The sequence below is a fragment of the Citrobacter sp. wls714 genome (assembly GCF_005281025.1).
Lineage (GTDB): Bacteria > Pseudomonadota > Gammaproteobacteria > Enterobacterales > Enterobacteriaceae > Citrobacter > Citrobacter werkmanii.
Window position 1 is genome coordinate 40,702 of record NZ_SZWZ01000028.1, and the last position, 23,840, is coordinate 64,541.

The 23,840-nt window shown below is 52.6% G+C and carries 27 protein-coding genes; 21 read left to right on the forward strand and 6 right to left on the reverse strand.

Annotated elements, in window-relative coordinates:
* The first annotated feature begins 58 nt into the window (after window positions 1-58).
* From hfq to FDX11_RS05200, 10 genes are all read left to right on the forward strand, one after another.
* Window positions 59-367: an RNA chaperone Hfq gene (hfq, locus tag FDX11_RS05155; protein WP_003025584.1), complete on the forward strand. Its 309-nt coding sequence runs from the start codon at window positions 59-61 to the stop codon at window positions 365-367.
* Window positions 368-441: 74 nt separating this feature from the next.
* Window positions 442-1,722: a ribosome rescue GTPase HflX gene (gene hflX / locus FDX11_RS05160; RefSeq protein WP_042312807.1), complete on the forward strand. Its 1,281-nt coding sequence runs from the start codon at window positions 442-444 to the stop codon at window positions 1,720-1,722.
* A 126-nt stretch (window positions 1,723-1,848) separates the two neighbouring features.
* A complete protein-coding gene (gene hflK / locus FDX11_RS05165; protein ID WP_042312805.1) occupies window positions 1,849-3,102 on the forward strand; it encodes an FtsH protease activity modulator HflK in 1,254 nt (417 codons plus the stop codon).
* Window positions 3,103-3,104: 2 nt separating this feature from the next.
* Window positions 3,105-4,109, forward strand: a complete 1,005-nt coding sequence (gene hflC / locus FDX11_RS05170; RefSeq protein ID WP_042312803.1) for a protease modulator HflC — start codon at window positions 3,105-3,107, stop codon at window positions 4,107-4,109.
* A gap of 82 nt (window positions 4,110-4,191) precedes the next feature.
* Entirely contained in the window at window positions 4,192-4,389 is a 198-nt protein-coding gene (locus FDX11_RS05175) for a DUF2065 family protein (RefSeq protein ID WP_042312802.1), read from the forward strand.
* 102 nt (window positions 4,390-4,491) lie between these two features.
* Window positions 4,492-5,790, forward strand: coding sequence for an adenylosuccinate synthase (purA, locus tag FDX11_RS05180; protein ID WP_003025606.1), 1,299 nt, complete (start codon window positions 4,492-4,494; stop codon window positions 5,788-5,790).
* Between the two features lie 216 nt (window positions 5,791-6,006).
* The gene (gene nsrR, locus FDX11_RS05185; protein ID WP_137365027.1) at window positions 6,007-6,432 is read left to right on the forward strand and encodes a nitric oxide-sensing transcriptional repressor NsrR; all 426 of its coding nucleotides are present in this window, start codon (window positions 6,007-6,009) and stop codon (window positions 6,430-6,432) included.
* 38 nt (window positions 6,433-6,470) lie between these two features.
* Window positions 6,471-8,933, forward strand: coding sequence for a ribonuclease R (gene rnr, locus FDX11_RS05190; protein WP_137397583.1), 2,463 nt, complete (start codon window positions 6,471-6,473; stop codon window positions 8,931-8,933).
* Window positions 8,934-9,005: 72 nt separating this feature from the next.
* The gene (gene rlmB / locus FDX11_RS05195) at window positions 9,006-9,737 is read left to right on the forward strand and encodes a 23S rRNA (guanosine(2251)-2'-O)-methyltransferase RlmB (protein WP_038636534.1); all 732 of its coding nucleotides are present in this window, start codon (window positions 9,006-9,008) and stop codon (window positions 9,735-9,737) included.
* A 120-nt stretch (window positions 9,738-9,857) separates the two neighbouring features.
* Complete coding sequence (locus FDX11_RS05200; RefSeq protein WP_137397584.1) at window positions 9,858-11,480, forward strand: isovaleryl-CoA dehydrogenase; 1,623 nt, start codon at window positions 9,858-9,860, stop codon at window positions 11,478-11,480.
* An 87-nt stretch (window positions 11,481-11,567) separates the two neighbouring features.
* Here FDX11_RS05200 and yjfN read toward each other — a convergent pair whose 3' ends face one another.
* Window positions 11,568-11,843 carry a DUF1471 family protease activator YjfN gene (yjfN, locus tag FDX11_RS05205; protein ID WP_077223936.1) on the reverse strand — a complete coding sequence of 92 codons (276 nt, stop codon included), beginning with the start codon at window positions 11,841-11,843 and terminating at the stop codon, window positions 11,568-11,570.
* 147 nt (window positions 11,844-11,990) lie between these two features.
* Window positions 11,991-12,320, reverse strand: a complete 330-nt coding sequence (gene bsmA, locus FDX11_RS05210; protein WP_038636544.1) for a biofilm peroxide resistance protein BsmA — start codon at window positions 12,318-12,320, stop codon at window positions 11,991-11,993.
* A 181-nt stretch (window positions 12,321-12,501) separates the two neighbouring features.
* Here bsmA and yjfP point away from each other — a divergent pair, with 181 nt between their 5' ends.
* Window positions 12,502-13,251 carry an esterase gene (gene yjfP / locus FDX11_RS05215; protein WP_137397585.1) on the forward strand — a complete coding sequence of 250 codons (750 nt, stop codon included), beginning with the start codon at window positions 12,502-12,504 and terminating at the stop codon, window positions 13,249-13,251.
* Here the strand turns inward: yjfP and ulaR are convergent.
* Window positions 13,248-14,003 (reverse strand): HTH-type transcriptional regulator UlaR, encoded by a 756-nt coding sequence (gene ulaR, locus FDX11_RS05220; RefSeq protein ID WP_042312798.1) that lies wholly within the window; start codon window positions 14,001-14,003, stop codon window positions 13,248-13,250. The genes yjfP and ulaR overlap by 4 nt on opposite strands.
* Before the next feature lie 107 nt (window positions 14,004-14,110).
* Window positions 14,111-15,175, reverse strand: coding sequence for an L-ascorbate 6-phosphate lactonase (gene ulaG, locus FDX11_RS05225; RefSeq protein WP_038636551.1), 1,065 nt, complete (start codon window positions 15,173-15,175; stop codon window positions 14,111-14,113).
* A 366-nt stretch (window positions 15,176-15,541) separates the two neighbouring features.
* Between ulaG and ulaA the strand changes: the two genes are divergently transcribed.
* The 6 genes from ulaA to FDX11_RS05255 are packed head-to-tail and all read left to right on the forward strand — an operon-like array spanning window position 15,542 to window position 19,952.
* Window positions 15,542-16,939, forward strand: a complete 1,398-nt coding sequence (ulaA, locus tag FDX11_RS05230; protein ID WP_137397616.1) for a PTS ascorbate transporter subunit IIC — start codon at window positions 15,542-15,544, stop codon at window positions 16,937-16,939.
* A gap of 15 nt (window positions 16,940-16,954) precedes the next feature.
* Window positions 16,955-17,260, forward strand: coding sequence for a PTS ascorbate transporter subunit IIB (ulaB, locus tag FDX11_RS05235; RefSeq protein WP_001577590.1), 306 nt, complete (start codon window positions 16,955-16,957; stop codon window positions 17,258-17,260).
* 11 nt (window positions 17,261-17,271) lie between these two features.
* The gene (gene ulaC, locus FDX11_RS05240; protein ID WP_006686330.1) at window positions 17,272-17,739 is read left to right on the forward strand and encodes a PTS ascorbate transporter subunit IIA; all 468 of its coding nucleotides are present in this window, start codon (window positions 17,272-17,274) and stop codon (window positions 17,737-17,739) included.
* Window positions 17,740-17,751: 12 nt separating this feature from the next.
* Window positions 17,752-18,402 carry a 3-keto-L-gulonate-6-phosphate decarboxylase UlaD gene (ulaD, locus tag FDX11_RS05245; RefSeq protein WP_003025660.1) on the forward strand — a complete coding sequence of 217 codons (651 nt, stop codon included), beginning with the start codon at window positions 17,752-17,754 and terminating at the stop codon, window positions 18,400-18,402.
* Between the two features lie 9 nt (window positions 18,403-18,411).
* Window positions 18,412-19,266, forward strand: a complete 855-nt coding sequence (locus FDX11_RS05250) for an L-ribulose-5-phosphate 3-epimerase (RefSeq protein WP_137365036.1) — start codon at window positions 18,412-18,414, stop codon at window positions 19,264-19,266.
* Window positions 19,266-19,952 (forward strand): L-ribulose-5-phosphate 4-epimerase, encoded by a 687-nt coding sequence (locus tag FDX11_RS05255; RefSeq protein ID WP_137365037.1) that lies wholly within the window; start codon window positions 19,266-19,268, stop codon window positions 19,950-19,952. Before FDX11_RS05250 ends, FDX11_RS05255 begins: the two co-directional genes overlap by 1 nt.
* A 62-nt stretch (window positions 19,953-20,014) precedes the next feature.
* Here FDX11_RS05255 and FDX11_RS05260 read toward each other — a convergent pair whose 3' ends face one another.
* The gene (locus tag FDX11_RS05260; RefSeq protein ID WP_137397586.1) at window positions 20,015-21,208 is read right to left on the reverse strand and encodes an MFS transporter; all 1,194 of its coding nucleotides are present in this window, start codon (window positions 21,206-21,208) and stop codon (window positions 20,015-20,017) included.
* 170 nt (window positions 21,209-21,378) lie between these two features.
* The gene (yjfY, locus tag FDX11_RS05265) at window positions 21,379-21,654 is read right to left on the reverse strand and encodes a DUF1471 family protein YjfY (protein ID WP_003025668.1); all 276 of its coding nucleotides are present in this window, start codon (window positions 21,652-21,654) and stop codon (window positions 21,379-21,381) included.
* 298 nt (window positions 21,655-21,952) lie between these two features.
* Here yjfY and FDX11_RS05270 point away from each other — a divergent pair, with 298 nt between their 5' ends.
* The 4 genes from FDX11_RS05270 to rpsR all read left to right on the forward strand — a co-directional run bounded on the left by FDX11_RS05270 (window position 21,953) and on the right by rpsR (window position 23,824).
* Window positions 21,953-22,717, forward strand: a complete 765-nt coding sequence (locus FDX11_RS05270) for a TSUP family transporter (RefSeq protein ID WP_137397587.1) — start codon at window positions 21,953-21,955, stop codon at window positions 22,715-22,717.
* Between the two features lie 158 nt (window positions 22,718-22,875).
* Window positions 22,876-23,271, forward strand: a complete 396-nt coding sequence (gene rpsF, locus FDX11_RS05275; RefSeq protein WP_003025672.1) for a 30S ribosomal protein S6 — start codon at window positions 22,876-22,878, stop codon at window positions 23,269-23,271.
* Window positions 23,272-23,277: 6 nt separating this feature from the next.
* Entirely contained in the window at window positions 23,278-23,592 is a 315-nt protein-coding gene (gene priB / locus FDX11_RS05280) for a primosomal replication protein N (protein WP_006686338.1), read from the forward strand.
* Between the two features lie 4 nt (window positions 23,593-23,596).
* On the forward strand, window positions 23,597-23,824 hold the full coding sequence (gene rpsR / locus FDX11_RS05285; RefSeq protein WP_000135199.1) for a 30S ribosomal protein S18: 228 nt from the start codon (window positions 23,597-23,599) through the stop codon (window positions 23,822-23,824).
* The last annotated feature ends 16 nt before the right edge of the window (window positions 23,825-23,840 follow it).

Consider the following 23,840-nt stretch of genomic DNA (forward strand, 5'->3'; position numbering starts at 1 on the left):
GCAATTTTTCAGAATCGAAAGGTTCAAAGTACAAATAAGCATATAAGGAAAAGAGAGAATGGCTAAGGGGCAATCTTTACAAGATCCGTTCCTGAACGCACTGCGTCGGGAACGTGTTCCAGTTTCTATTTATTTGGTGAATGGTATTAAGCTGCAAGGTCAAATCGAGTCTTTTGATCAGTTCGTGATCCTGTTGAAGAACACGGTCAGCCAGATGGTTTATAAGCACGCGATTTCTACTGTTGTCCCGTCTCGCCCGGTTTCTCATCACAGCAATAATGCCACCGGCGGCACTGGCAGCAACTACCATCATGGTAGCAACGCGCAAGGTTCATCTGCGCAACAGGACAGCGAAGAAACCGAATAAGGTTGATCGCTGTTTTACATACGGGGAGCCAGCGAACCTGCGTTCCCCGTTGATACATATTAAGGGGTTGACGCTTGTTTGACCGTTATGATGCCGGTGAGCAGGCGGTACTGGTACACATCTATTTTTCGCAAGACAAAGATATGGAAGACCTCCAGGAGTTTGAATCTCTGGTTTCTTCCGCCGGTGTCGAAGCAATGCAGGTGATTACCGGGAGCCGTAAAGCACCGCACCCGAAGTATTTTGTTGGTGAAGGTAAGGCAATCGAAATTGCCGAAGCCGTAAAAGCGACTGGCGCTGCGGTGGTGATTTTTGATCATGCTCTAAGCCCTGCCCAGGAACGTAACCTGGAACAATTGTGCCAGTGTCTGGTTATCGACAGGACTGGTCTTATTCTGGATATTTTTGCCCAGCGTGCGCGAACCCATGAGGGTAAGTTGCAGGTTGAGCTGGCGCAGCTGCGCCATATGGCTACGCGTCTGGTCCGTGGCTGGACCCACCTTGAAAGGCAAAAGGGCGGGATTGGTTTGCGCGGTCCGGGTGAAACCCAGCTCGAAACCGACCGTCGTTTGCTGCGTAATCGCATTTTGCAGATACAGTCGCGCCTGGAAAAAGTTGAAAAGCAACGTGAGCAGGGGCGACAGTCGCGTAAGAAAGCGGATGTCCCGACCGTATCACTGGTGGGATATACCAACGCCGGAAAATCCACCCTGTTCAATCAGATAACTGAAGCCCGGGTCTACGCAGCGGATCAGCTGTTTGCGACCCTGGACCCGACCCTGCGCCGGATCGACGTTGCGGATGTCGGTGAAACCGTGCTGGCGGATACCGTAGGGTTTATCCGTCACTTACCGCACGACCTGGTGGCGGCGTTTAAAGCCACCTTGCAGGAAACACGTCAGGCGACATTGCTGCTGCACGTTATTGATGCAGCAGATTTTCGTGTGCAAGAAAATATCGAGGCCGTTGATACGGTGCTTGAGGAGATCGATGCGCATGAGATCCCGACCCTGCTGGTGATGAATAAAATCGATATGCTGGATGACTTTGAACCGCGTATCGACAGAGATGAAGAGAATAAACCCATTCGCGTTTGGGTTTCAGCGCAAACGGGAATAGGAATACCACAGCTTTTTCAGGCTTTGACTGAGCGGCTTTCCGGTGAGGTAGCGCAGCATACGTTGCGTTTGCCGCCGCAGGAAGGGCGTCTGAGAAGCCGGTTTTACCAACTTCAGGCAATAGAAAAAGAGTGGATGGAGGAGGACGGCAGCGTAGGTCTGCAGGTTCGTATGCCGATCGTAGACTGGCGTCGCCTCTGTAAACAAGAACCGACCCTGGCAGATTACATTATCTGACCGGGAGGAAATGCCTGGGGATTTTTTGCCCAATACTCATCGAATTTTGGGTTGCAGGTCGGCGGTAACGCCCCTGTAGTGCAAAAAACGGGGTATATCACCGCATAACAAATATGGAGCACAAACATGGCGTGGAATCAGCCCGGTAATAACGGACAAGACCGCGACCCGTGGGGAAGCAGCAAACCTGGCGGCAACCCTGAGGGAAATGGAAACAAAGGTGGTCGCGATCAGGGACCTCCCGATCTGGATGATATCTTCCGCAAACTGAGCAAAAAGCTCGGTGGTCTGGGCGGTGGTAAAGGTACTGGTTCTGGCGGCGGTAGTTCATCGCAAGGTCCGCGTCCGCAACTGGGCGGTCGGGTCTTTACTATCGCAGCGGCCGCTATCGTCATTATCTGGGCGGCCAGCGGTTTCTATACCATTAAAGAAGCGGAACGCGGCGTGGTGACACGCTTCGGTAAATTCAGCCATTTGGTTGAGCCGGGTCTGAACTGGAAACCGACCTTTATCGACGAAGTGACCCCGGTCAACGTTGAAGCCGTGCGTGAACTTGCCGCATCCGGCGTCATGCTGACATCTGACGAAAACGTCGTGCGCGTTGAAATGAACGTGCAGTACCGCGTAACCGATCCGCAGCGTTATCTGTTTAGCGTAACCAGCGCGGATGACAGTCTGCGTCAGGCAACCGACAGCGCACTGCGTGGCGTTATCGGTAAATACACTATGGACCGTATACTGACCGAAGGGCGTACCGTTATTCGTAGCGATACCCAGCGTGAACTGGAAGAAACGATCCGTCCGTACAACATGGGTATCACCCTGCTGGACGTCAACTTCCAGGCAGCACGTCCGCCGGAAGAGGTTAAAGCCGCGTTTGACGATGCGATTGCCGCGCGTGAAAACGAACAGCAATACATCCGTGAAGCGGAAGCGTACACCAACGAAGTGCAACCTCGTGCGAACGGTCAGGCGCAGCGTATTCTGGAAGAAGCGCGTGCTTACAAAACGCAAACCATCCTGGAAGCACAGGGTGAAGTGGCTCGATTCGCTAAAATTCTGCCGGAATATAAAGCCGCACCGCAAATTACTCGCGAGCGTCTGTATATCGAGACCATGGAAAAAGTGCTGAGTCATACTCGCAAAGTTCTGGTTAACGATAAGGGCAGCAATCTGATGGTTCTGCCGCTGGATCAAATGCTGAAAGGCGGTAGTGCGCCAGCAGCCAAGAGCGACAGCAGTTCAAACCTGCTGCGTCTGCCGCCAGCGACGACCTCCAGCACTGGAGCAAGCAACACCTCGTCCACCAGTCAGGGCGATATTATGGACCAACGCCGCGCCAACGCGCAGCGTAACGACTACCAGCGTCAGGGGGAATAACGATGCGTAAGTCAGTTATTGCGATTATCATCATCGTTCTGGTAGTTCTGTTCATGTCTGTCTTTGTGGTCAAAGAAGGCGAGCGCGGTATTACGCTGCGCTTTGGTAAAGTTCTGCGTGACGATGACAACAAGCCGTTGGTCGTTGCACCAGGCCTGCACTTCAAGATTCCGTTTATTGAATCCGTGAAAATGCTGGATGCGCGTATCCAAACCATGGACAACCAGGCCGATCGCTTTGTCACCAAAGAGAAGAAAGACCTAATCGTTGACTCCTATATCAAGTGGCGCATCAGTGACTTTAGCCGTTACTACCTGGCAACGGGCGGTGGCGACGTTTCTCAGGCGGAAGTTCTGCTGAAACGTAAGTTCTCTGACCGTCTGCGTTCTGAAATTGGTCGTCTCGACGTGAAAGACATCGTTACCGATTCCCGTGGTCGCCTGACTCTGGAAGTCCGTGACGCGCTGAACTCCGGTTCTGCTGGCACGGAAGATGAAGTCGCGACACCGGCGGCGGATAGCGCGATTGCCGAAGCGGCTGAACGTGTTCAGGCTGAAACGAACGGTAAAGTACCGGTCATCAACCCGAACAGTATGGCGGCATTGGGCATTGAAGTGGTTGACGTGCGTATTAAGCAAATCAACCTGCCTGCTGAAGTGTCTGAGGCCATCTACAACCGTATGCGCGCTGAGCGTGAAGCGGTAGCTCGTCGCCATCGTTCACAAGGTCAGGAAGAAGCGGAAAAACTGCGTGCAACGGCGGATTATGAAGTAACGAAAACGCTGGCAGAAGCTGAACGTCAGGGCCGCATCATGCGTGGTGAAGGCGATGCGGAAGCAGCTAAACTGTTTGCCGATGCGTTCAGCCAGGATCCTGACTTCTACGCTTTCATCCGTAGCCTGCGCGCTTACGAGAAGAGCTTCGAAGGTAACCAGGACGTGATGGTCATGAGCCCGGACAGCGATTTCTTCCGCTACATGAAGACACCGAATACCGCGACACGCTAAAATAGTTTCAGCGGTTTTAAACCAGCAAAACCACCGGCGTCCCCAGGGATGCGGTGGTTTTCTTTTTATATAAGGTCGATGAATGAATTCAACAATCTTACTGGCGCTCGCGCTGGTTTTGGTGCTGGAAGGCCTGGGTCCTATGCTTTATCCCAGCGCATGGAAGAAAATGATCTCCGCGATGGCGCAACTTCCCGAAAATACTTTGCGTCGTTTTGGTGGAGGTCTTGTGGTCGCGGGCGTTGTGGTCTACTACATGTTGAGGAAAACGATTGGCTGATCAATAAGTAGCCTAATTTGCGGATTTTAGCATGCAAAAAGTGCTGTATATCTGAAAAAGCGGTGGTAGAATCCATTTTTAAGCAAACGGTGATTTTGAAAAATGGGTAACAACGTCGTCGTACTGGGCACCCAATGGGGTGACGAAGGTAAAGGGAAGATCGTCGATCTTCTGACTGAACGGGCTAAATATGTTGTGCGCTACCAGGGTGGTCACAACGCAGGCCATACTCTCGTAATCAACGGTGAAAAAACCGTCCTCCATCTTATTCCATCAGGTATTCTTCGCGAGAATGTCATCAGCATCATCGGTAACGGTGTTGTACTGTCTCCGTCCGCGCTGATGAAAGAAATGAAAGGGCTGGAAGATCGTGGTATCCCGGTTCGCGAGCGCCTGCTGCTGTCTGAAGCGTGTCCGCTGATCCTTGATTATCACGTTGCGTTGGATAACGCTCGTGAGAAAGCGCGTGGCGAGAAAGCGATCGGTACTACCGGTCGTGGTATCGGTCCGGCTTATGAAGACAAAGTGGCTCGTCGCGGTCTGCGCGTTGGCGATCTGTTTGATAAAGCAACCTTCGCTGAAAAACTGAAAGAAGTGATGGAATATCACAACTTCCAGTTGGTGAATTTCTATAAAGTCGAAGCCGTTGACTACCAGAAAGTGCTGGATGATGTGATGGCGATTGCCGACATCCTGACCTCTATGGTTGTTGATGTTTCCGATCTGCTGGACCAGGCGCGTAAGCGTGGCGATTTCGTCATGTTCGAAGGCGCGCAGGGTACGCTGCTGGATATCGATCACGGTACCTATCCGTACGTAACCTCCTCCAACACCACTGCGGGTGGCGTGGCGACCGGCTCCGGCCTGGGTCCACGTTATGTGGATTACGTTCTGGGCATCATCAAAGCTTACTCTACTCGTGTCGGCGCAGGTCCGTTCCCGACTGAGCTGTTTGATGACGTTGGTGAGTTCCTGTGCAAACAAGGTAACGAGTATGGCGCAACCACTGGCCGTCGTCGTCGTACCGGTTGGCTGGACTCCGTTGCCGTACGTCGTGCAGTACAGATTAACTCCCTGTCTGGCTTCTGCCTGACCAAACTGGACGTGCTGGACGGTTTGAAAGAGGTGAAAATCTGTGTCGCTTACCGTATGCCGGATGGCCGTGAAGTTACAACGACTCCGCTGGCGGCTGACGACTGGAAAGGTATCGAGCCGATTTACGAAACCATGCCAGGCTGGTCTGAATCCACCTTTGGCGTGAAGGAACGTAGCGGTCTGCCGCAGGCAGCACTGAACTACATCAAGCGTATTGAAGAACTGACCGGTGTGCCGATTGATATTATCTCAACTGGCCCAGACCGTACTGAAACCATGATCCTGCGCGACCCGTTCGACGCATAATTCTGGTTATGGCGTAGCGTCGGATGGCGCTGCGCTTGCACTATCTTAGGCCGGATGAGGCGTTTTGCATCAGAATCCGGCTTAAAATCACGTAAGTTCCTCGCTTTTTTCCTTCCCGAACTGAAATAAATTAGCGACCTGGCTGGTGGCTGGTTTATCATCAATATAATTAATACCACCAGGTTTATCCGTTTTATCCCTTTTCCTGAGGTTGATGTGCAGTTAACAAGTTTCACCGATTACGGATTACGTGCGCTAATCTACATGGCGTCACTTCCCGAAGGACGTATGACCAGTATTTCTGAGGTGACAGAAGTCTACGGCGTGTCCCGTAATCATATGGTCAAAATAATCAATCAACTTAGCCGGGCGGGCTTTGTTACTGCTATTCGAGGAAAAAATGGCGGTATCCGCCTGGGTAAACCCGCTAAGGATATTTGTATTGGTGATGTGGTTCGCGAGCTGGAACCCTTATCGCTGGTCAACTGTAGCAGCGAGTTTTGCCACATAACCCCTGCCTGCCGACTCAAACAGGCGCTTTCTAAAGCAGTGCAAAGTTTTCTCACGGAACTGGACAACTACACACTTGCTGATTTGGTTGAACAAAATCAACCGCTTTATAAATTATTGCTGGTGGAGTGACGAAAATCTTCATCAGAGATGACAACGGAGGAACCGAGATGTCACAAGATCCTTTCCAGGAACGCGAAGCTGAAAAATACGCGAACCCTATCCCGAGCCGGGAATTTATCCTCGAACATTTAACTAAACGTGAAAAACCGGCCAACCGCGATGAGCTGGCCGCTGAACTCAACATTGAAGGTGAAGAACAGCAAGAAGCGCTGCGTCGTCGCCTGCGCGCGATGGAGCGTGACGGGCAACTGGTCTTCACTCGTCGTCAGTGCTACGCGCTGCCGGAACGTCTTGACCTGCTGAAAGGTACCGTTATTGGCCACCGTGATGGCTACGGCTTTCTGCGCGTCGAAGGCCGCAAAGATGACCTGTACCTGTCCAGCGAGCAGATGAAAACCTGCATTCATGGCGATCAGGTGCTGGCGCAGCCGCTGGGCGCGGACCGTAAAGGACGTCGCGAAGCGCGTATTGTGCGCGTACTGGTGCCGAAAACCAGCCAGATTGTCGGCCGCTACTTCACCGACGCTGGGGTCGGGTTTGTCGTCCCGGACGACAGCCGCCTGAGCTTCGATATCCTTATTCCGCCGGAACAGGTGATGGGTGCTCGTATGGGCTTTGTGGTCGTGGTTGAGCTGACCCAGCGTCCAACTCGTCGCACTAAAGCGGTGGGTAAAATCGTTGAAGTATTGGGCGACAACATGGGCACCAGCATGGCTGTTGATATGGCCCTGCGTACCCACGAAATCCCGTATATCTGGCCACAGGCAGTCGAAAAACAGGTCGCCGGACTGAAAGAAGAAGTGCCGGAAGAAGCGAAAGTTGGACGTGTCGATCTACGCGATCTCCCGCTGGTCACTATTGATGGCGAAGATGCGCGTGACTTCGACGATGCGGTTTACTGCGAGAAGAAACGCGGCGGTGGCTGGCGTTTATGGGTGGCGATTGCTGACGTAAGCTATTACGTTCGTCCGCCGACTCCGCTGGATCAGGAAGCGCGCAGCCGTGGCACGTCTGTCTACTTCCCGTCGCAGGTTGTCCCGATGCTGCCGGAAGTGCTGTCTAACGGATTGTGTTCGCTGAACCCGCAGGTAGACCGTCTGTGTATGGTGTGCGAAATGACCATTTCGTCGAAAGGTCGGTTAACCGGCTTTAAATTCTACGAAGCGGTAATGAGCTCCCATGCGCGTCTGACCTACACCAAAGTCTGGCACATGCTGCAAGGCGATCAGGAATTGCGCGAGCAGTACGCGCCGTTAGTGAAACACATTGAAGAGCTGCATAATCTCTACAAAGTGCTGGATAAAGCCCGTGAAGAGCGCGGCGGTATCTCATTTGAAAGTGAAGAAGCGAAGTTTATCTTCAACGCTGAACGTCGTATCGAACGTATTGAGCAGACGCAACGTAACGACGCGCACAAACTGATTGAAGAGTGCATGATCATGGCGAATATCTCAGCGGCGCGATTCGTTGAGAAAGCCAAAGAGCCAGCGTTGTTCCGTATTCACGATAAGCCGACGACCGAAGCGATTACCTCCTTCCGTTCCGTACTGGCTGAACTGGGTCTGGAACTGCCTGGCGGCAACAAACCTGAGCCGCGCGATTACGCTGAACTGCTGGAGTCGATTGCTGACCGTCCTGATGCGGAAATGCTGCAAACTATGCTGCTGCGCTCGATGAAGCAGGCGATTTACGATCCGGAAAACCGTGGTCACTTCGGCCTGGCGCTGCAATCTTATGCGCACTTTACCTCGCCGATCCGTCGTTACCCGGATCTCTCTTTGCACCGTGCAATTAAATATTTGTTGGCGCAGGAGCAGGGCCATAAAGGCAACACCACGGAAACCGGTGGTTATCATTATTCGATGGAAGAGATGCTGCAACTGGGCCAGCACTGTTCGATGGCCGAACGCCGTGCTGACGAAGCTACGCGCGACGTCTCTGACTGGCTGAAGTGTGACTTCATGTTGGATCAGGTAGGTAACGTCTTTAAAGGCGTGATCGCCAGCGTGACCGGGTTTGGCTTCTTTGTCCGTCTTGACGAACTGTTTATCGACGGTCTGGTGCATGTCTCCTCCCTGGATAACGACTACTACCGCTTTGACCAGGTTGGGCAGCGCCTGACGGGTGAATCAAGCGGTCAGATGTATCGCCTGGGCGATCGCGTGGAAGTTCGCGTGGAAGCGGTCAACATGGACGAGCGTAAAATCGATTTCAGTTTGATCTCCAGCGAACGTGCGCCGCGCAATGAGGGCAAAACCGCACGTGAAAAAGCCAAAAAAGGCGATGCAGGTAAAAATACCGGTAAACGTCGTCAGATGGGCAAAAAGGTGAATTTCGAGCCGGACAGCGCTTTCCGCGGCGAGAAGAAAGGCAGAGCCAAACCTCAGGCGGATAAAAAAACGGCTGAGAAGAAAGGCGATAAAAAAGCGAAAAAGCCATCGGCAAAAACGCTTAAAATCGCTGCCGCCACCAAAGCTAAACGCGCGGCGAAAAAGAACGTCGCACAATAACAGTCATAAACTGTAAGCCGGGCAACTGTCATGTTGCCCGGCGTTACGCACAAACTATTAACGAGTACATTCATGAGTGAAATGATTTACGGCATCCACGCGGTGCAGGCTCTGCTGGAACGTGCGCCTGAGCGCTTCCAGGACGTCTTTATTCTCAAAGGCCGTGAAGATAAACGCCTGCTGCCGTTGATCCATGCCCTGGAAGCGCAGGGTGTTGTCATTCAGCTGGCTAACCGCCAGTTCCTGGATGAGAAAAGCGAGGGTGCGGTACATCAGGGGATTATTGCGCGCGTGAAGCCGGGTCGTCAGTATCAGGAGAACGATCTGCCGGATCTGATTGCCGCGCTCGATCAGCCGTTCTTTTTGATCCTTGATGGTGTCACCGATCCGCATAACCTGGGCGCATGCCTGCGTAGCGCGGATGCTGCTGGTGTACATGCGGTTATCGTACCGAAAGATCGCTCCGCACAGTTGAATGCGACGGCGAAAAAAGTGGCCTGTGGCGCAGCAGAAAGCGTACCGCTGATCCGCGTAACTAACCTGGCGCGCACGATGCGTATGCTGCAGGAAGAGAATATCTGGATTGTGGGCACCGCTGGTGAAGCCGACCATACTCTTTATCAGAGCAAAATGACCGGACGTATGGCGCTGGTCATGGGGGCTGAAGGCGAAGGTATGCGTCGTCTGACTCGTGAGCATTGTGACGAACTGATCAGTATCCCGATGGCAGGGAGCGTTTCGTCGCTAAACGTTTCAGTCGCGACCGGCATCTGCCTGTTTGAAGCTGTTCGCCAGCGCGGCTAATTCCTTCTCTATGTCTCTTAAGCCATCCCTCGGGATGGCTTTTTTGTGACCTGAATCCCAGGCACTCTCTTGTCTGGCTGACCATACTTAATGGCGCAGCCGTTGAAGGAGGGAGACACAATGCACTGGCAAACGCATACCGTTTTTAACCAACCTGTACCGCTCAATAACAGTAACTTATACCTGTCTGATGGCGCCCTGTGTGAAGCGGTTATCCGCGAAGGGGCGGGCTGGGATAGCGATCTGTTGGCGAGTATTGGCCAGCAGCTAGGCACCGCGGAATCGCTTGAACTGGGCCGTCTGGCCAATGCTTTTCCACCTGAACTGTTGCGTTACGACCCGCAGGGGCAGCGACTGGACGATGTGCGTTTCCATCCTGCCTGGCATTTGCTGATGCAGGGACTGTGCGCTAACCGTGTACATAACCTTGCCTGGGAAGACGAAGCGCGGCAGGGAACATTTGTTGCCCGTGCGGCGCGTTTCATGCTGCATGCGCAGGTGGAAGCAGGCACTTTGTGTCCGGTGACCATGACCTTTGCCGCCACGCCGCTGTTACTGCAGATGCTACCTTCACAATTTCACGACTGGTTTACGCCGCTGCTAAGCGACCGCTATGACTCGCATTTACTGCCGGGTGGGCAAAAGCGTGGGCTGCTGATTGGCATGGGAATGACCGAGAAACAGGGTGGCTCAGATGTGCTGAGCAATACTACTCAGGCGGAACGCCTCGCAGACGGCTCGTATCGGTTGGTGGGACATAAGTGGTTTTTCTCCGTGCCGCAAAGTGATGCTCATTTGGTGCTGGCGCAGGCAAAGGGAGGATTATCCTGCTTTTTTGTACCGCGATTTTTACCCGATGGGCGGCGTAATGCCATCCGTCTTGAACGGCTTAAAGATAAGTTAGGCAATCGCTCCAATGCCAGCTGTGAGGTTGAGTTCCAGGATGCCATTGGCTGGCTGCTGGGTGATGAAGGGGAAGGTATACGCCATATCCTGAAAATGGGCGGGATGACGCGTTTTGACTGTGCGCTTGGCAGCCATAGCATGATGCGACGTGCCTTTTCCGTGGCGATTTATCATGCGCACCAACGACAGGTATTTGGCAAGCCATTGATTGAACAGCCGATGATGCGTCAGGTCTTAAGCCGAATGGCGCTCCAGTTGGAAGGTCAGACCGCGTTACTGTTTCGGTTGGCACGGGCCTGGGACCGCCGCGCCGAGGCCAAAGAAGCGCTGTGGGCTCGGTTGTTTACGCCAGCGGCGAAATATTCTGTCTGCAAAAGTGGGATGCCGTTTGTCGCTGAGGCGATGGAAGTATTGGGTGGGATTGGCTACTGCGAGGAGAGTGAGCTGCCACGTCTGTACCGTGAGATGCCGGTAAACAGTATCTGGGAAGGCTCCGGCAACATTATGTGCCTTGATGTATTGCGGGTGCTGACAAAACAACCCGGTATCTACGATATGCTCAGCGAAGCCTTTGCCGAGGTCAAAGGGCAGGATCGTCATTACGATCGGATGGTTCGTCAGTTGCAGCAACACCTGCGTAAACCCAGTGAAGAATTGGGCCGGGAGATTACGCAGCAGCTTTTCCTGCTCGGTTGCGGGGCGCAAATGTTGCGCTATGCCTCTCCGCCAGTGGCGCAGGCCTGGTGTCAGATGATGTTGGATACGCGTGGTGGACGACGATTGTCTGAACAGGTACAGAATGATCTGCTGCTACGGGCAACGGGAGGTCTACGGTAATAATATGCCTGATGGCGACGCTGGCGCGTCTTATCATAATGCCTACGTTAAAGCAGGCCGGATAAGTTTACCCCATCCGGCAATCTGTTACGCATAGAGTATGGCCTGGACGCGCCAGTTATCGGGGTGCTGATCTTCATACATTTGAATGATCCGATACCATGAGGCGCCTTGTTCATCCGCTTTTAACGCCACGACACGTTCTACATCCTGCGGATTTCCTGCAATGTTACTGACGGATATCAGCCCTATTTCGTTCAGGCCGGTAACACAGTCAGCACTGGCGAACTCGGCAGACTGCGCCGTAGTACCTACCAGTCCGGTAGAAAGCAGCAGTGAGGATAAGGCTAGTGATTGTTTCATCGTCAGCTCCATTATTCGTACCCCTACACACGGCAGGGCATTCCATCGCGATAATAAACCTCAAGCTTCCTGCTGTTGGTTTATTGTGCACAGGTAAACGCATAGGGGCGCAAAGCAATGTAAAGCTGACTAAATTTCAAGCCAATGTTATTTACGATACAAAATCGCTTGTGAATACCATTGGCCAGTCACAATGGTCTCATCGACTAATAAGACCACATAATAATCAGCTTTTGCCGCGACGGCTTTGTCGCGGATTTCAGCCAGCGCATCATCCGGTGAGCCTCTTACCAGCGCGCTGACCGTCCCTATTCGCTGTAACCCATTACTCTGGTTACGGCGGATCTCCTGCGGGTGGTCGGCAACGGGCGGTGCGGGTTGCGGCGTTCCCTGTAGCACGCTACAGGCGCTTAAAAATAAAACCAGCAACAAAGAGGCAAACCGACGCATAACTCTATCTCGTTTCCTGATAGCCATAGTGTAGTGCCTTATTAATTTCCCTTTAGGGGAATGTTCCCGAATTGTTATCTCTCACGCGATTTTCGAATGAAAATGTTGCGAAAGCGTAACCCAGTTCTCAACATTATGAATCATTGTCGAACACATTCGCTTGCGTTAAGTATTGCTGCATGGCATACCAGAAAGAAAGAGGCGACAAATGATCGAAATTGAAACACGACAGTTGGCGGGTATCCCTGTTCTGCACGCCGTTCCGGCTGGCAAACGCGACTGTTCACTCCCCTGTATTATTTTTTATCACGGATTTACATCTTCCAGCCTGGTCTACAGCTATTTTGCCGTTGCTCTGGCTCAGGCCGGATTCCGGGTAGTGATGCCAGATGCGCCAGACCATGGTGCCCGCTTCAAGGGTAACGCACAGGGGCGGATATACCGCTTTTGGCACATATTGCAGCAAAACATGCAGGAGTTTTCGACGTTACGTGCGGCGCTGGTGGCAGAAAATTGGTTGTCAGATGAACGGCTTGCCGTAGGCGGGGCGTCAATGGGGGGAATGACGGCCCTGGGCATTATGGCCCGCTATCCCGAGGTTAAATGTGTAGCCAGCCTGATGGGTTCGGGCTACTTTACCCGGCTTGCGCAGACGCTTTTTCCGCCTTTATTGGTCCGGACGCCAGAACAGCAGGCTGAGTTTGATGCCCTCATCGCGCCGCTGGCCGAATGGGAAGTGACGCACCAGTTGCCACGCCTGGCCGACAGGCCGTTGCTGCTATGGCACGGGCAGGAAGATGATGTGGTACCGGCCGTTGAAACCTTCCGCTTACAGCAGGCGCTGATTCAGGCCGGTCTGGACAATAATTTGACCTGCCTGTGGGAAGCAGGCGTACGCCACCGCATTACGCCAGAAGCGCTGGCTGCGACGGTGACGTTTTTCCGCCAGCACCTTTAAACGCGCATAATGCTCACGCCCTGAGCTTCGAGTTGTTGCAGGATCTCAGGGTTCGCATTTTTGCCGGTAATCAGCATATCGATTTGATCGGCGCGGCTGAACAGCATCCCCGCGCGTTCACCGACCTTACTGCTATCGACCAACACCACCAGTTTGCCCACCACGTTAAGCATCTTCTGCTCCGCCATCGCGGTCAGCATATCGGTTTTATACAGTCCATCTGCGGTCAACCCTTTGCCGCTGGTGAACATCCAGTGCCCGGCATACAGGCTATTTTCACTACCTTGCGGGCTAAGCGTGATGGATTGGCTTTTGTTGTATTGCCCTCCCATGATGATCACGCTCTCATGCTCCTGGTCGATCAAATAGTTCGCCAGCGGCAGATAATTAGTGATGATCTGCACTGGCTTGCCGCACATTTCACGTCCGAGCAGGAAGGCGGTCGAGCCGCAGTTGATCACCACGCTTTCACCCGCATTCACCAGTTGGGATGCGGCCTTGGCAATACGAACTTTTTCATCGTGGTTCTGTGCCTGGTGCAGATTCATTGGCGTCCAGCGCGGGCGCTGCTGAGTGATGGCTTCTGCGCCGTTGCGAACTTTCTTGAGTTTGCCGCTTTCGTCGAGTTTGTTGATATCCCGGCGGGCTGTGGCGGGTGAAATACCCAGGCGCTCAATTACGTTCTCAACGGTAACAAAGCCCAACTGCGCCAGCATATCCAGCAATATTTGATGTCTTTGTGCTTCAGTCATGAGCTATTCCGATACAAATTGATTTGAAAAGATGATATTTGAAATAGCCTGGAAATACTAAAGTAAATGGGAAAAAATGCCGGGTTAGGCCCGGCATTTGGTGTGGATCACAAGAAGGATTTAAACGGTAGATCCGGTTCAATCGTGAAACAATCATCAAAGCCGCGTGGATAGTGGTATTCAAAGTTATCTTTATCCAGCGGCCAGGTGAATTTGCCACCGACCTGCCAGATAAATGGCTTAAAGCCATACTTCAGACGATCTTTTTTCATCTCCCACAATACGCGAATCTCCTGAGGGTCGGCCTGGAAATTTGACCAGATGTCATGATGGAAGGGGATGACGACTTTTGTATTCAACGCTTCCGCCATACGCAGCATGTCGGAGCTGGTCATCTTGTCGGTAATGCCACGCGGGTTTTCGCCATAGGATCCGAGCGCGACGTCGATCTGATGCTCGTTGCCGTGTTTTGCATAATAGTTGGAGTAGTGAGAGTCGCCGCTGTGATACAGCGTGCCGCCTGGCGTTTTGAACAGATAGTTAACGGCGCGCGCGTCCATGCCGTCCGGCAGCACGCCCGCCGCTTTCTGATCGGCGGGGAGAGTGATCAACGCGGTACGATCAAACGCATCAAGCGCGTGAATTTCAATATCTTTCACTTTAACCACATCTCCGGGTTTTACCACGATGCAGCGATCTTTCGGCACACCCCAGCCGACCCACAGATCCACACAGGTTTGTGGTCCAATAAACGGCACGTCGTCCGCGCAGTTCTGCATGACCGCAGCCGCGACATTTACGTCGATGTGATCGTTATGATCGTGCGTAGCCAGCACCGCATCGATCTGACGAATGGCAAACGGATCAAGCACAAACGGCGTGGTACGCAGGTTTGGCTGCAGTTTCTTCACGCCCGCCATGCGTTGCATCTGGTGACCGGTTTTCATCAGCGGATTACCGTGACTTTGTTTACCTGTTCCGCACCAGAAATCGACGCAGACGTTAGTCCCGCCTTCCGACTTTAGCCAAATTCCGGTACAGCCAAGCCACCACATAGCAAAGGTGCCAGGTGCGACCTGTTCCTGTTCGATCTCTTCATTCAGCCAGCTTCCCCACTCCGGGAATGTGCTCAGAATCCATGATTCGCGCGTGATGCTTTTTACTTTACTCATCGCATTTACCTTCATGTTGGTTCAAGTTAAATCAAATTATGATTTGTTTTGATTGATACTGACATCAATTTATCAAGAAGGCAATGCGTGGATTTTTCTGATTCCGTCGTAAAGCGTCTATAACTCACAACGTAACGGGATGCTTTGCAGGAATCTATTTCTGTATTTTATTGTTTTTATGAGTTTTATTTTTTGCTCTATGAATGCTCAATAAAACCCTGTCTCGGGTAAGAGATTTATTTGCGTACTCCATCACATTTAATCAAATTCAATCTTGTTGTGATTACTTTTGAAAATTAGAGTGGGGGCACAACATCCTGAGCATCTGTAATGAATGTTCAGCAACTTCGTCTACTGGAGATCGTTATGGAGATCCTCTACAACATCTTTACCGTCTTTTTTAATCAGGTCATGACCAACGCGCCGTTGCTGTTGGGTATTGTGACCTGCCTCGGCTACATCCTGTTGCGCAAAAGCGTCAGCGTTATTATCAAAGGCACGATCAAAACGATTATCGGTTTTATGCTGCTGCAGGCGGGATCGGGCATTCTGACCAGCACGTTTAAACCGGTAGTGGCGAAGATGTCCGAGGTTTACGGTATCAATGGTGCGATTTCCGATACCTATGCCTCCATGATGGCAACCATCGAACGAATGGGGGATGCCTACAGTTGGGTAGGGTACGCCGTATTGTTGGCGCTGGCGCTGAACATTTGTTACGTACTGCTACGGCGTATTACTGGCATTCGCACCATCATGCTCACCGGGCACATCATGTTCCAGCAGGCGGGCTTGATTGCGGTCTCTTTCTATATCTTCGGCTATTCCATGTGGACAACCATTATTTGCACGGCGGTGCTGGTGTCGCTCTACTGGGGGATTACCTCCAATATGATGTACAAGCCGACGCAGGAAGTGACCGACGGCTGCGGTTTTTCCATCGGCCACCAGCAGCAGTTCGCTTCATGGATTGCCTACAAGGTCGCGCCTTATCTGGGTAAAAAAGAGGAGAGCGTAGAAGATCTCAAACTGCCTGGCTGGCTGAATATCTTCCATGACAACATCGTTTCGACCGCGATTGTCATGACCATTTTCTTCGGGGCGATCCTGCTCTCTTTCGGCATTGATGTGGTTCAGGCGATGGCAGGGAAAACGCACTGGACGGTGTACATCCTGCAGACCGGTTTTTCGTTTGCCGTCGCGATCTTCATCATCACCCAGGGCGTACGTATGTTCGTCGCCGAACTTTCAGAAGCGTTCAACGGTATCTCGCAGCGCCTGATTCCCGGTGCGGTATTGGCGATTGACTGTGCGGCGATATACAGCTTTGCTCCCAACGCGGTGGTGTGGGGCTTCATGTGGGGCACCATCGGCCAACTGATTGCGGTCGGCATCCTCGTGGGCTGCGGCTCTTCCATCCTGATAATTCCCGGCTTTATCCCGATGTTTTTCTCTAATGCCACTATCGGCGTGTTTGCTAATCACTTTGGCGGCTGGCGCGCGGCGCTCAAGATTTGTCTGGTGATGGGGATGATTGAAATCTTTGGCTGCGTCTGGGCGGTAAAGCTCACCGGTATGAGCGCCTGGATGGGGATGGCGGACTGGTCAATTCTGGCGCCGCCGATGATGCAGGGCTTTGCCTCCATCGGCATCGTGTTTATGGCCGTCATTATTCTGATTGCACTGGCTTATATGTTTTTCGCAGGACGCACGTTGCGCGCTGAGGAAAACGCAGAAAAACAACTGGCAGAACACTCTGCTTAATAAGGAGTTCCGATTATGACCGTACGTATTCTGGCTGTGTGTGGCAATGGGCAGGGCAGTTCCATGATCATGAAGATGAAAGTGGACCAGTTTTTAACCCAGTCAAATATTGACCATACGGTGAACAGCTGCGCAGTGGGTGAGTACAAAAGTGAACTGAACGGCGCGGATATCATCATCGCCTCTACCCATATTGCCGGTGAAATTACCGTAACCGGCAATAAATATGTTGTTGGCGTACGCAACATGCTGTCGCCCGCCGATTTTGGCCCAAAACTGCTTGAAGTGATCAAAGCGCATTTCCCTCAGGACGTGAAGTAAGGACACGGCATATGAAATTACGTGATTCGCTGGCAGATAATAATTCCATCCTTTTGCAAGCCGAAGCCAGTACCTGGCAGGAAGCGGTAAAGCTGGGCGTCGATTTGCTGGTTAAGGCAGACGTGGTTGAACCGCGCTACTACCAGGCCATTCTTGATGGGGTAGAACAGTTCGGTCCGTACTTTGTGATTGCCCCAGGACTGGCGATGCCGCACGGTCGCCCGGAAGAAGGCGTGAAGAAGACCGGCTTTGCGCTGGTGACGCTGAAAACCCCGCTGGTGTTTAACCACGAAGATAACGACCCGGTGGACATTCTGATCACGATGGCGGCGGTCGACGCCAACACGCATCAGGAAGTTGGCATCATGCAGATCGTGAATCTGTTTGACGATGAAGCCAATTTCGACCGTTTACGTGCCTGCCGCACCGCGCAGGAAGTGCTGGATTTAATTGATAACGCCACTGCGGCGGCTGTTTAAAAGGATACCGAAATGTCATTACCTATGTTGCAGGTTGCGCTGGATAACCAATCAATGTCTTCTGCGTACGAAACGACGCGTCTGATCGCCGAAGAGGTCGATATTATTGAGGTGGGCACTATTCTTTGTGTTGCCGAGGGCGTACGTGCCGTACGTGACCTGAAGGCGCTCTACCCGCATAAAATTGTGCTGGCGGACGCCAAAATCGCCGATGCGGGTAAAATCCTCTCCCGCATGTGTTTCGAAGCTAACGCTGATTGGGTCACTGTCATCTGCTGTGCGGATATCAATACCACCAAAGGTGCGCTCGAGGTGGCGAAAGAATTTAACGGCGACGTACAGATTGAACTGACCGGTTACTGGACCTGGGAACAGGCTCAGGAGTGGCGTGATGCGGGTATCGGGCAGGTTGTATATCATCGCAGTCGTGATGCGCAGGCCGCAGGTGTGGCGTGGGGAGAGGCGGATATCAGTGCCATCAAACGCCTGTCCGAGATGGGCTTTAAAGTCACCGTCACCGGCGGTCTGGCGCTGGAAGATCTGCCGCTGTTCCAGGGAATTCCGATTCACGTGTTTATAGCTGGTCGCAGTATTCGTGATGCCGCTTCTCCGGTTGAGGCTGCGCGTCAGTTCAAACGTTCCATCGCCCAGTTGTGGGGCTAAGGAGCGACTATGTTGTCGAAACAGGTCCCGCTCGGTATTTATGAAAAAGCGCTCCCCGGAGGGGAGTGCTGGCTGGATCGCTTGCGGCTGGCGAAAGAGTTAGGTTTTGACTTTGTCGAAATGTCGGTTGATGAAACCGACGCCCGCCTTGCGCGCCTTGACTGGAGCCGCGAGCAGCGTCTGGCGCTGGTGACCGCCATCGCCGAAACGGGAGTACGCGTCCCTTCTATGTGCCTGAGCGCTCACCGCCGTTTCCCGCTGGGGAGCGAAGATGATGCGGTGCGCGATCAGGGACTGGCGATCATGCGGAAAGCCATTCAGTTTGCGCAGGATATTGGTATTCGCGTGATTCAACTGGCGGGTTATGACGTCTATTACCAGCAGGCTAATAACGAAACGCGTCGTCGATTTCGCGAGGGGCTAAAAGAGAGCGTTGAGATGGCGAGTCGCGCGCAGGTGACGCTGGCGATGGAAATCATGGATTATCCGTTGATGAATTCGATCAGTAAGGCGCTGGGTTATGCCCACTATCTCAATAATCCGTGGTTCCAGCTGTATCCCGATATTGGCAATTTGTCAGCGTGGGATAACGATGTACAGATGGAGTTACAGGCTGGAATAGGCCATATCGTGGCTGTCCACGTGAAGGACACCAAACCCGGCGTGTTCAAAAATGTGCCGTTTGGTGAAGGCGTTGTCGATTTTGAACGTTGTTTTACGACTCTCAAACAGAGTGGGTATTGCGGGCCATACCTGATTGAGATGTGGAGTGAAACGACGGACGATCCGGCGCATGAGGTGGCGAAGGCGCGCGATTGGGTGAAAGCGCGGATGGCCAGCGCAGGTCTGGTGGAGGCGGTGTAATGCAAAAACTTAAACAGCAGGTTTTTGAAGCCAACATGGATCTGCCGCGTTATGGGCTAGTGACGTTTACCTGGGGTAACGTCAGCGCCATCGACCGCGAGCGGGGGCTGGTGGTGATTAAGCCCAGCGGCGTCGACTATCAAACGATGCAGGTTGACGACATGGTGATCGTGGATTTGGATGGCAATGTGGTGGAAGGACGCTATCGTCCTTCTTCCGACACCGCCACTCATCTGGCGCTGTATCATCGCTATTCCTCTCTCGGCGGCGTGGTGCACACCCACTCAACCCACGCGACGGCGTGGGCGCAGGCAGGGCGGGCAATTCCGGCACTCGGCACGACGCATGCGGATTACTTCTTTGGTGATATCCCCTGCACGAGGGCATTAACTGAAGCAGAGGTTCAGGGCGAGTATGAGCTGAATACCGGCAAGGTGATTATCGAAACGCTGGGGAACGTGGAGCCTCTCCATACGCCCGGCGTAGTGGTGTATCAGCATGGCCCGTTTGTCTGGGGTAAAGATGCTCACGACGCGGTACACAACGCTGTGGTGATGGAAGAGGTCGCGAAAATGGCATGGATTGCGCGTGGCATTAATCCGGCTCTTAGCCCCATCGACAGTTATCTGATGAATAAACACTTCATGCGTAAGCACGGCCCAAACGCCTACTACGGGCAGAAGTAACGTCTTTGCCCCGGACAACGTGCATCTACGGATGTGCGTCACCGATCTGTTCGGGGCAATCTTCAGCGTTGCTGGTAAGCCGCTGGTGTAAATCGCATTCCTGCTAAAACTATCGCACAAATGACAGCACCAGCGTAAAACGTCGAGGCTGCGCCCATCGTTTCCCACAGAATGCCCGCGCCGGTACTGGCTAACAGTAGGGCGATGCCACTGATCAGATTAAACATACCGAAGGCTGTACCGCGTAGCTCTGCTGGCGCGGTATGCGCAATCATGGCAGCCAGCAACCCTTGCGTCATGCCCATATGAATCCCCCACAGTCCCACGCCTATCAGTAACGTGCTCCAGTGGTGACTCAGCGCCAGAGTGATATCCGCCGCGATCAGGACCAGCAGGCCCGCCTGTAACATGCGGGTGTGGTTCATGCTGTCAGACATTTTACCAAAAGGATAAGCCGACAGACTGTAGACCAGATTCATGGCGACCATCACCAGCGGAATGGCAAACAGCGGGATATCCATTTGATATGCGCGTAACACGAGAAACGCCTCGCTAAAGCGGGCGAGCGTAAAGAGCGCGCCCAGTCCCACGACCCACCAGTAGGCTGCACTCAACTTTTTCAGGTTTTCCCGTCGTAACGGATTGGTGCGTTTATTAGTGACGGGGGTTTTCGGTTCACTCAGGCCAAACCATAGCAGGGCGATAGATAGTACTCCAGGGATGACGGCAACCCAGAAGATAGTGCGAAAATCGTTGTTCCAGAGCAGCATTAGCCCGACGGCGAGCAGCGGTCCCAGAAATGCGCCAATGGTATCCAAAGACTGGCGCAGACCATAGGCGGCACCGCGGATCTCGGACGGGGTGACATCTGCGACTAACGCATCCCTGGGGGCGCCGCGAATACCTTTACCCACACGATCAATCATGCGAGCGCTGAATACCATGCCTGATGAGCCCGCCATCGCGAACAGGGGCTTACTTAGTGCCCCCAAACCATAACCGAGCATCGCCAGCCCTTTGCGCTTTCCCAGATAATCACTGAGGACGCCGGAAAAAACCTTAATGATGAGCGCGGTGGCTTCAGCTAATCCTTCAATCAGGCCAATGATAATGACGCTGGCTCCCAGCGTGGTTGCCATAAACAACGGCAGCAGGCTATGGATCATTTCGGAGGAGACATCCATGAGCAGACTCACGCCGCCCAGCACCCAAACGCCTTTTGGTATGCGATTCAGCGTCGCATAGCGTGCAAACATGGTTTCGCTCCAGAGAATCAGTTCGGTAATGCTTTATTTAATCAGTAAATGATGACCAGGATAAGATACAAAGAAAAATAATTCTCATTTACCTGATGCGCAAAAAAAAGCCCCCGGTGAAGGGGGCAAGTCAAACTGTGGCAATGTTCTCGTTGGTTATTTGCGGGTAGCTAGCGATAAATGTCTGCACTGGCGTGCATATTTCCGTTACTACCGGGCTCCCTGGTGAGGATCACGTGGTAGTATGTTGCGCCTTGCGCATCGGTCTCTTCATTCAGGGCCTGAGTGGCTTCACTTTCAGTGGCGAAGTTATGATTTATGTAAATAACGCCTAAGCTCTGCACATCATCCATATTCCTGGCCTGATGATTGTCAATTTTGATGGCTGCCGTTGCATTTGCACTGAGCAAAAGCACAGCCAGAAGGGTCAAAACACGGGCTCGCATATGTACCTCCTCGACTGCGGTCTCTGGTTGCCTCTCTCCTGTGAGTGATGAGCTTCTGATGTAATTTTAACCGCTACCGGCGCAGGCGTTAGCGACCATTTCTGATGCAGTTGTTCAAAAAATTACCGCATGCCCACCTTTTCTTTTATTTACAGGTAACTGATAGATACCGCTGCGTTAAAAAATACCTGTCTTTCGCGCACAAGCTCTTACCAAATAGTCAATTTAAACGGATGGGTACCCCGACTATAGTGGACCGGATAAGTAATATAACTTTATGATAATAAGGCAAAAACTTATGGATACTTCATTCATGAATTTCAGCTACTTCGTGATTATGTTTATGGTCGCGCTGGTGGCTGGCTTTATTAACGTGGTGTCGGGCGGCGGCGGGTTTCTCTCTATTGGCGCACTGTTAATTTCTGGTTTACCCCCGGCGAACGCGCTGGCAACCAATAAAATTCAGGCGTTGGGCAGTTCGCTGACCTCCGGTATTTACTTTTTACGCAGGGGACATATCAATGTGCAGGAGCACAAGTATGTCTTCCTGTCTGCTTTTATCGGCTCAGCGTTAGGCACGACGCTCATTCAGTTCATTGAACCGGAAGTGTTGAAAAAACTGCTTCCGGTACTGATTATCGCCGTCGCCATCTACTTTATTTCTGCTCCCAACCTCAGCGAACCGAAGAGAAAGCAGCAGGTATCCCTGTTTTTCTTTTCCCTGATCTGCGGCGGCTGCATTGGCTTTTATGATGGATTTCTTGGCGCTGGTGCTGGCTCCTTTTATACGCTCTGCTATATCCTGTTGTGGGGATACAGCATCGATAAGGCGCAAATTCACTCGAATTTTATTAACCTTGCATCGAACATCGCCTCGATTTTGTTCTTCATTTTCGGCGGCAAAATGATCTGGTCGCTGGGACTGGTGATGTTTGCCGGGCAGTCCCTCGGCGCGCGCCTTGGCGCAACGGTGGTACTGACGCGCGGGAAGAAAGTTATCCGGCCGATGATTGTCATTGTCTCTATTTGCATCAGCGTCAAGATGCTGCTGGATATGTATTAATCGCGGCATGGTAAATAATCGTACAAGCACCTTGAGTTTAGCGTCTGACCCCAGTATTATGACGCGTCATTTTTCAGCCGACCTTTAACACGTTCCTTGCCTCCATGGGCCTCGGCTGACCCAGACAGGAGGCTGAATAATCCGTAAGGAGCAATTCGATGCGTCATTACGAAATCGTTTTTATGGTCCATCCTGACCAGAGCGAACAGGTTCCGGGTATGATCGAACGCTACACTGCTGCCATCACTGGTGCAGAAGGCACGATCCACCGTCTGGAAGACTGGGGCCGCCGTCAGCTGGCTTACCCGATCAACAAACTGCACAAAGCGCACTACGTTCTGATGAACGTTGAAGCGCCGCAGGAAGTGATCGATGAGCTGGAAACTACCTTCCGCTTCAACGATGCCGTTATCCGCAGCATGGTTATGCGTACTAAACACGCTGTTACCGAAGCATCTCCGATGGTTAAAGCGAAAGACGAGCGCCGTGAGCGTCGCGATGATTTCGCAAACGAAACCGCAGATGATGCTGAAGCTGGGGATTCTGAAGAGTAATTTCTGATGACCAACCGTCTGGCGTTGTCCGGCACCGTGTGCAGGGCCCCCCTTCGAAAGGTCAGTCCATCAGGAATTCCTCATTGCCAGTTCGTGCTTGAGCATCGTTCTGTGCAGGAGGAAGCCGGGTTTCACCGGCAGGCGTGGTGCCAAATGCCCGTTATTGTTAGCGGACACGAAAACCAGGCCATTACTCACAGTATAACGGTCGGTAGCGCAGTAACCGTTCAGGGGTTCATCTCTTGCCATAAGGCAAAGAACGGCCTGAGCAAAATGGTTCTGCATGCCGAGCAGATTGAATTGATAGATTCTGGAGACTAGCCATATGGCACGTTATTTCCGTCGTCGCAAGTTCTGCCGTTTCACCGCGGAAGGCGTTCAAGAGATCGACTATAAAGATATCGCTACGCTGAAAAACTACATCACCGAAAGCGGTAAGATTGTCCCAAGCCGTATCACCGGTACCCGTGCAAAATACCAGCGTCAGCTGGCTCGCGCTATCAAACGCGCTCGCTACCTGTCCCTGCTGCCGTACACTGATCGTCATCAGTAATCGGTCACGGTCCATT

Excerpts from the sequence above, each read along its gene's own strand:
- rpsR (WP_000135199.1), top strand. The coding sequence starts at position 23,597 with ATGGCACGTTATTTCCGTCGTCGCAAGTTCTGCCGTTTCACCGCGGAA.
- yjfP (WP_137397585.1), top strand. The coding sequence starts at position 12,502 with ATGATCGAAATTGAAACACGACAGTTGGCGGGTATCCCTGTTCTGCAC.
- ulaD (WP_003025660.1), top strand. The coding sequence starts at position 17,752 with ATGTCATTACCTATGTTGCAGGTTGCGCTGGATAACCAATCAATGTCT.
- ulaA (WP_137397616.1), top strand. The coding sequence starts at position 15,542 with ATGGAGATCCTCTACAACATCTTTACCGTCTTTTTTAATCAGGTCATG.
- ulaC (WP_006686330.1), top strand. The coding sequence starts at position 17,272 with ATGAAATTACGTGATTCGCTGGCAGATAATAATTCCATCCTTTTGCAA.
- FDX11_RS05200 (WP_137397584.1), top strand. The coding sequence starts at position 9,858 with ATGCACTGGCAAACGCATACCGTTTTTAACCAACCTGTACCGCTCAAT.
- yjfN (WP_077223936.1), bottom strand. The coding sequence starts at position 11,843 with ATGAAACAATCACTAGCCTTATCCTCACTGCTGCTTTCTACCGGACTG.
- purA (WP_003025606.1), top strand. The coding sequence starts at position 4,492 with ATGGGTAACAACGTCGTCGTACTGGGCACCCAATGGGGTGACGAAGGT.
- rlmB (WP_038636534.1), top strand. The coding sequence starts at position 9,006 with ATGAGTGAAATGATTTACGGCATCCACGCGGTGCAGGCTCTGCTGGAA.
- FDX11_RS05175 (WP_042312802.1), top strand. The coding sequence starts at position 4,192 with ATGAATTCAACAATCTTACTGGCGCTCGCGCTGGTTTTGGTGCTGGAA.
- hflC (WP_042312803.1), top strand. The coding sequence starts at position 3,105 with ATGCGTAAGTCAGTTATTGCGATTATCATCATCGTTCTGGTAGTTCTG.
- ulaB (WP_001577590.1), top strand. The coding sequence starts at position 16,955 with ATGACCGTACGTATTCTGGCTGTGTGTGGCAATGGGCAGGGCAGTTCC.
- FDX11_RS05255 (WP_137365037.1), top strand. The coding sequence starts at position 19,266 with ATGCAAAAACTTAAACAGCAGGTTTTTGAAGCCAACATGGATCTGCCG.
- hfq (WP_003025584.1), top strand. The coding sequence starts at position 59 with ATGGCTAAGGGGCAATCTTTACAAGATCCGTTCCTGAACGCACTGCGT.
- hflK (WP_042312805.1), top strand. The coding sequence starts at position 1,849 with ATGGCGTGGAATCAGCCCGGTAATAACGGACAAGACCGCGACCCGTGG.
- ulaG (WP_038636551.1), bottom strand. The coding sequence starts at position 15,175 with ATGAGTAAAGTAAAAAGCATCACGCGCGAATCATGGATTCTGAGCACA.
- FDX11_RS05250 (WP_137365036.1), top strand. The coding sequence starts at position 18,412 with ATGTTGTCGAAACAGGTCCCGCTCGGTATTTATGAAAAAGCGCTCCCC.
- priB (WP_006686338.1), top strand. The coding sequence starts at position 23,278 with ATGACCAACCGTCTGGCGTTGTCCGGCACCGTGTGCAGGGCCCCCCTT.
- bsmA (WP_038636544.1), bottom strand. The coding sequence starts at position 12,320 with ATGGCTATCAGGAAACGAGATAGAGTTATGCGTCGGTTTGCCTCTTTG.
- yjfY (WP_003025668.1), bottom strand. The coding sequence starts at position 21,654 with ATGCGAGCCCGTGTTTTGACCCTTCTGGCTGTGCTTTTGCTCAGTGCA.
- FDX11_RS05270 (WP_137397587.1), top strand. The coding sequence starts at position 21,953 with ATGGATACTTCATTCATGAATTTCAGCTACTTCGTGATTATGTTTATG.
- ulaR (WP_042312798.1), bottom strand. The coding sequence starts at position 14,003 with ATGACTGAAGCACAAAGACATCAAATATTGCTGGATATGCTGGCGCAG.
- rnr (WP_137397583.1), top strand. The coding sequence starts at position 6,471 with ATGTCACAAGATCCTTTCCAGGAACGCGAAGCTGAAAAATACGCGAAC.
- FDX11_RS05260 (WP_137397586.1), bottom strand. The coding sequence starts at position 21,208 with ATGTTTGCACGCTATGCGACGCTGAATCGCATACCAAAAGGCGTTTGG.
- rpsF (WP_003025672.1), top strand. The coding sequence starts at position 22,876 with ATGCGTCATTACGAAATCGTTTTTATGGTCCATCCTGACCAGAGCGAA.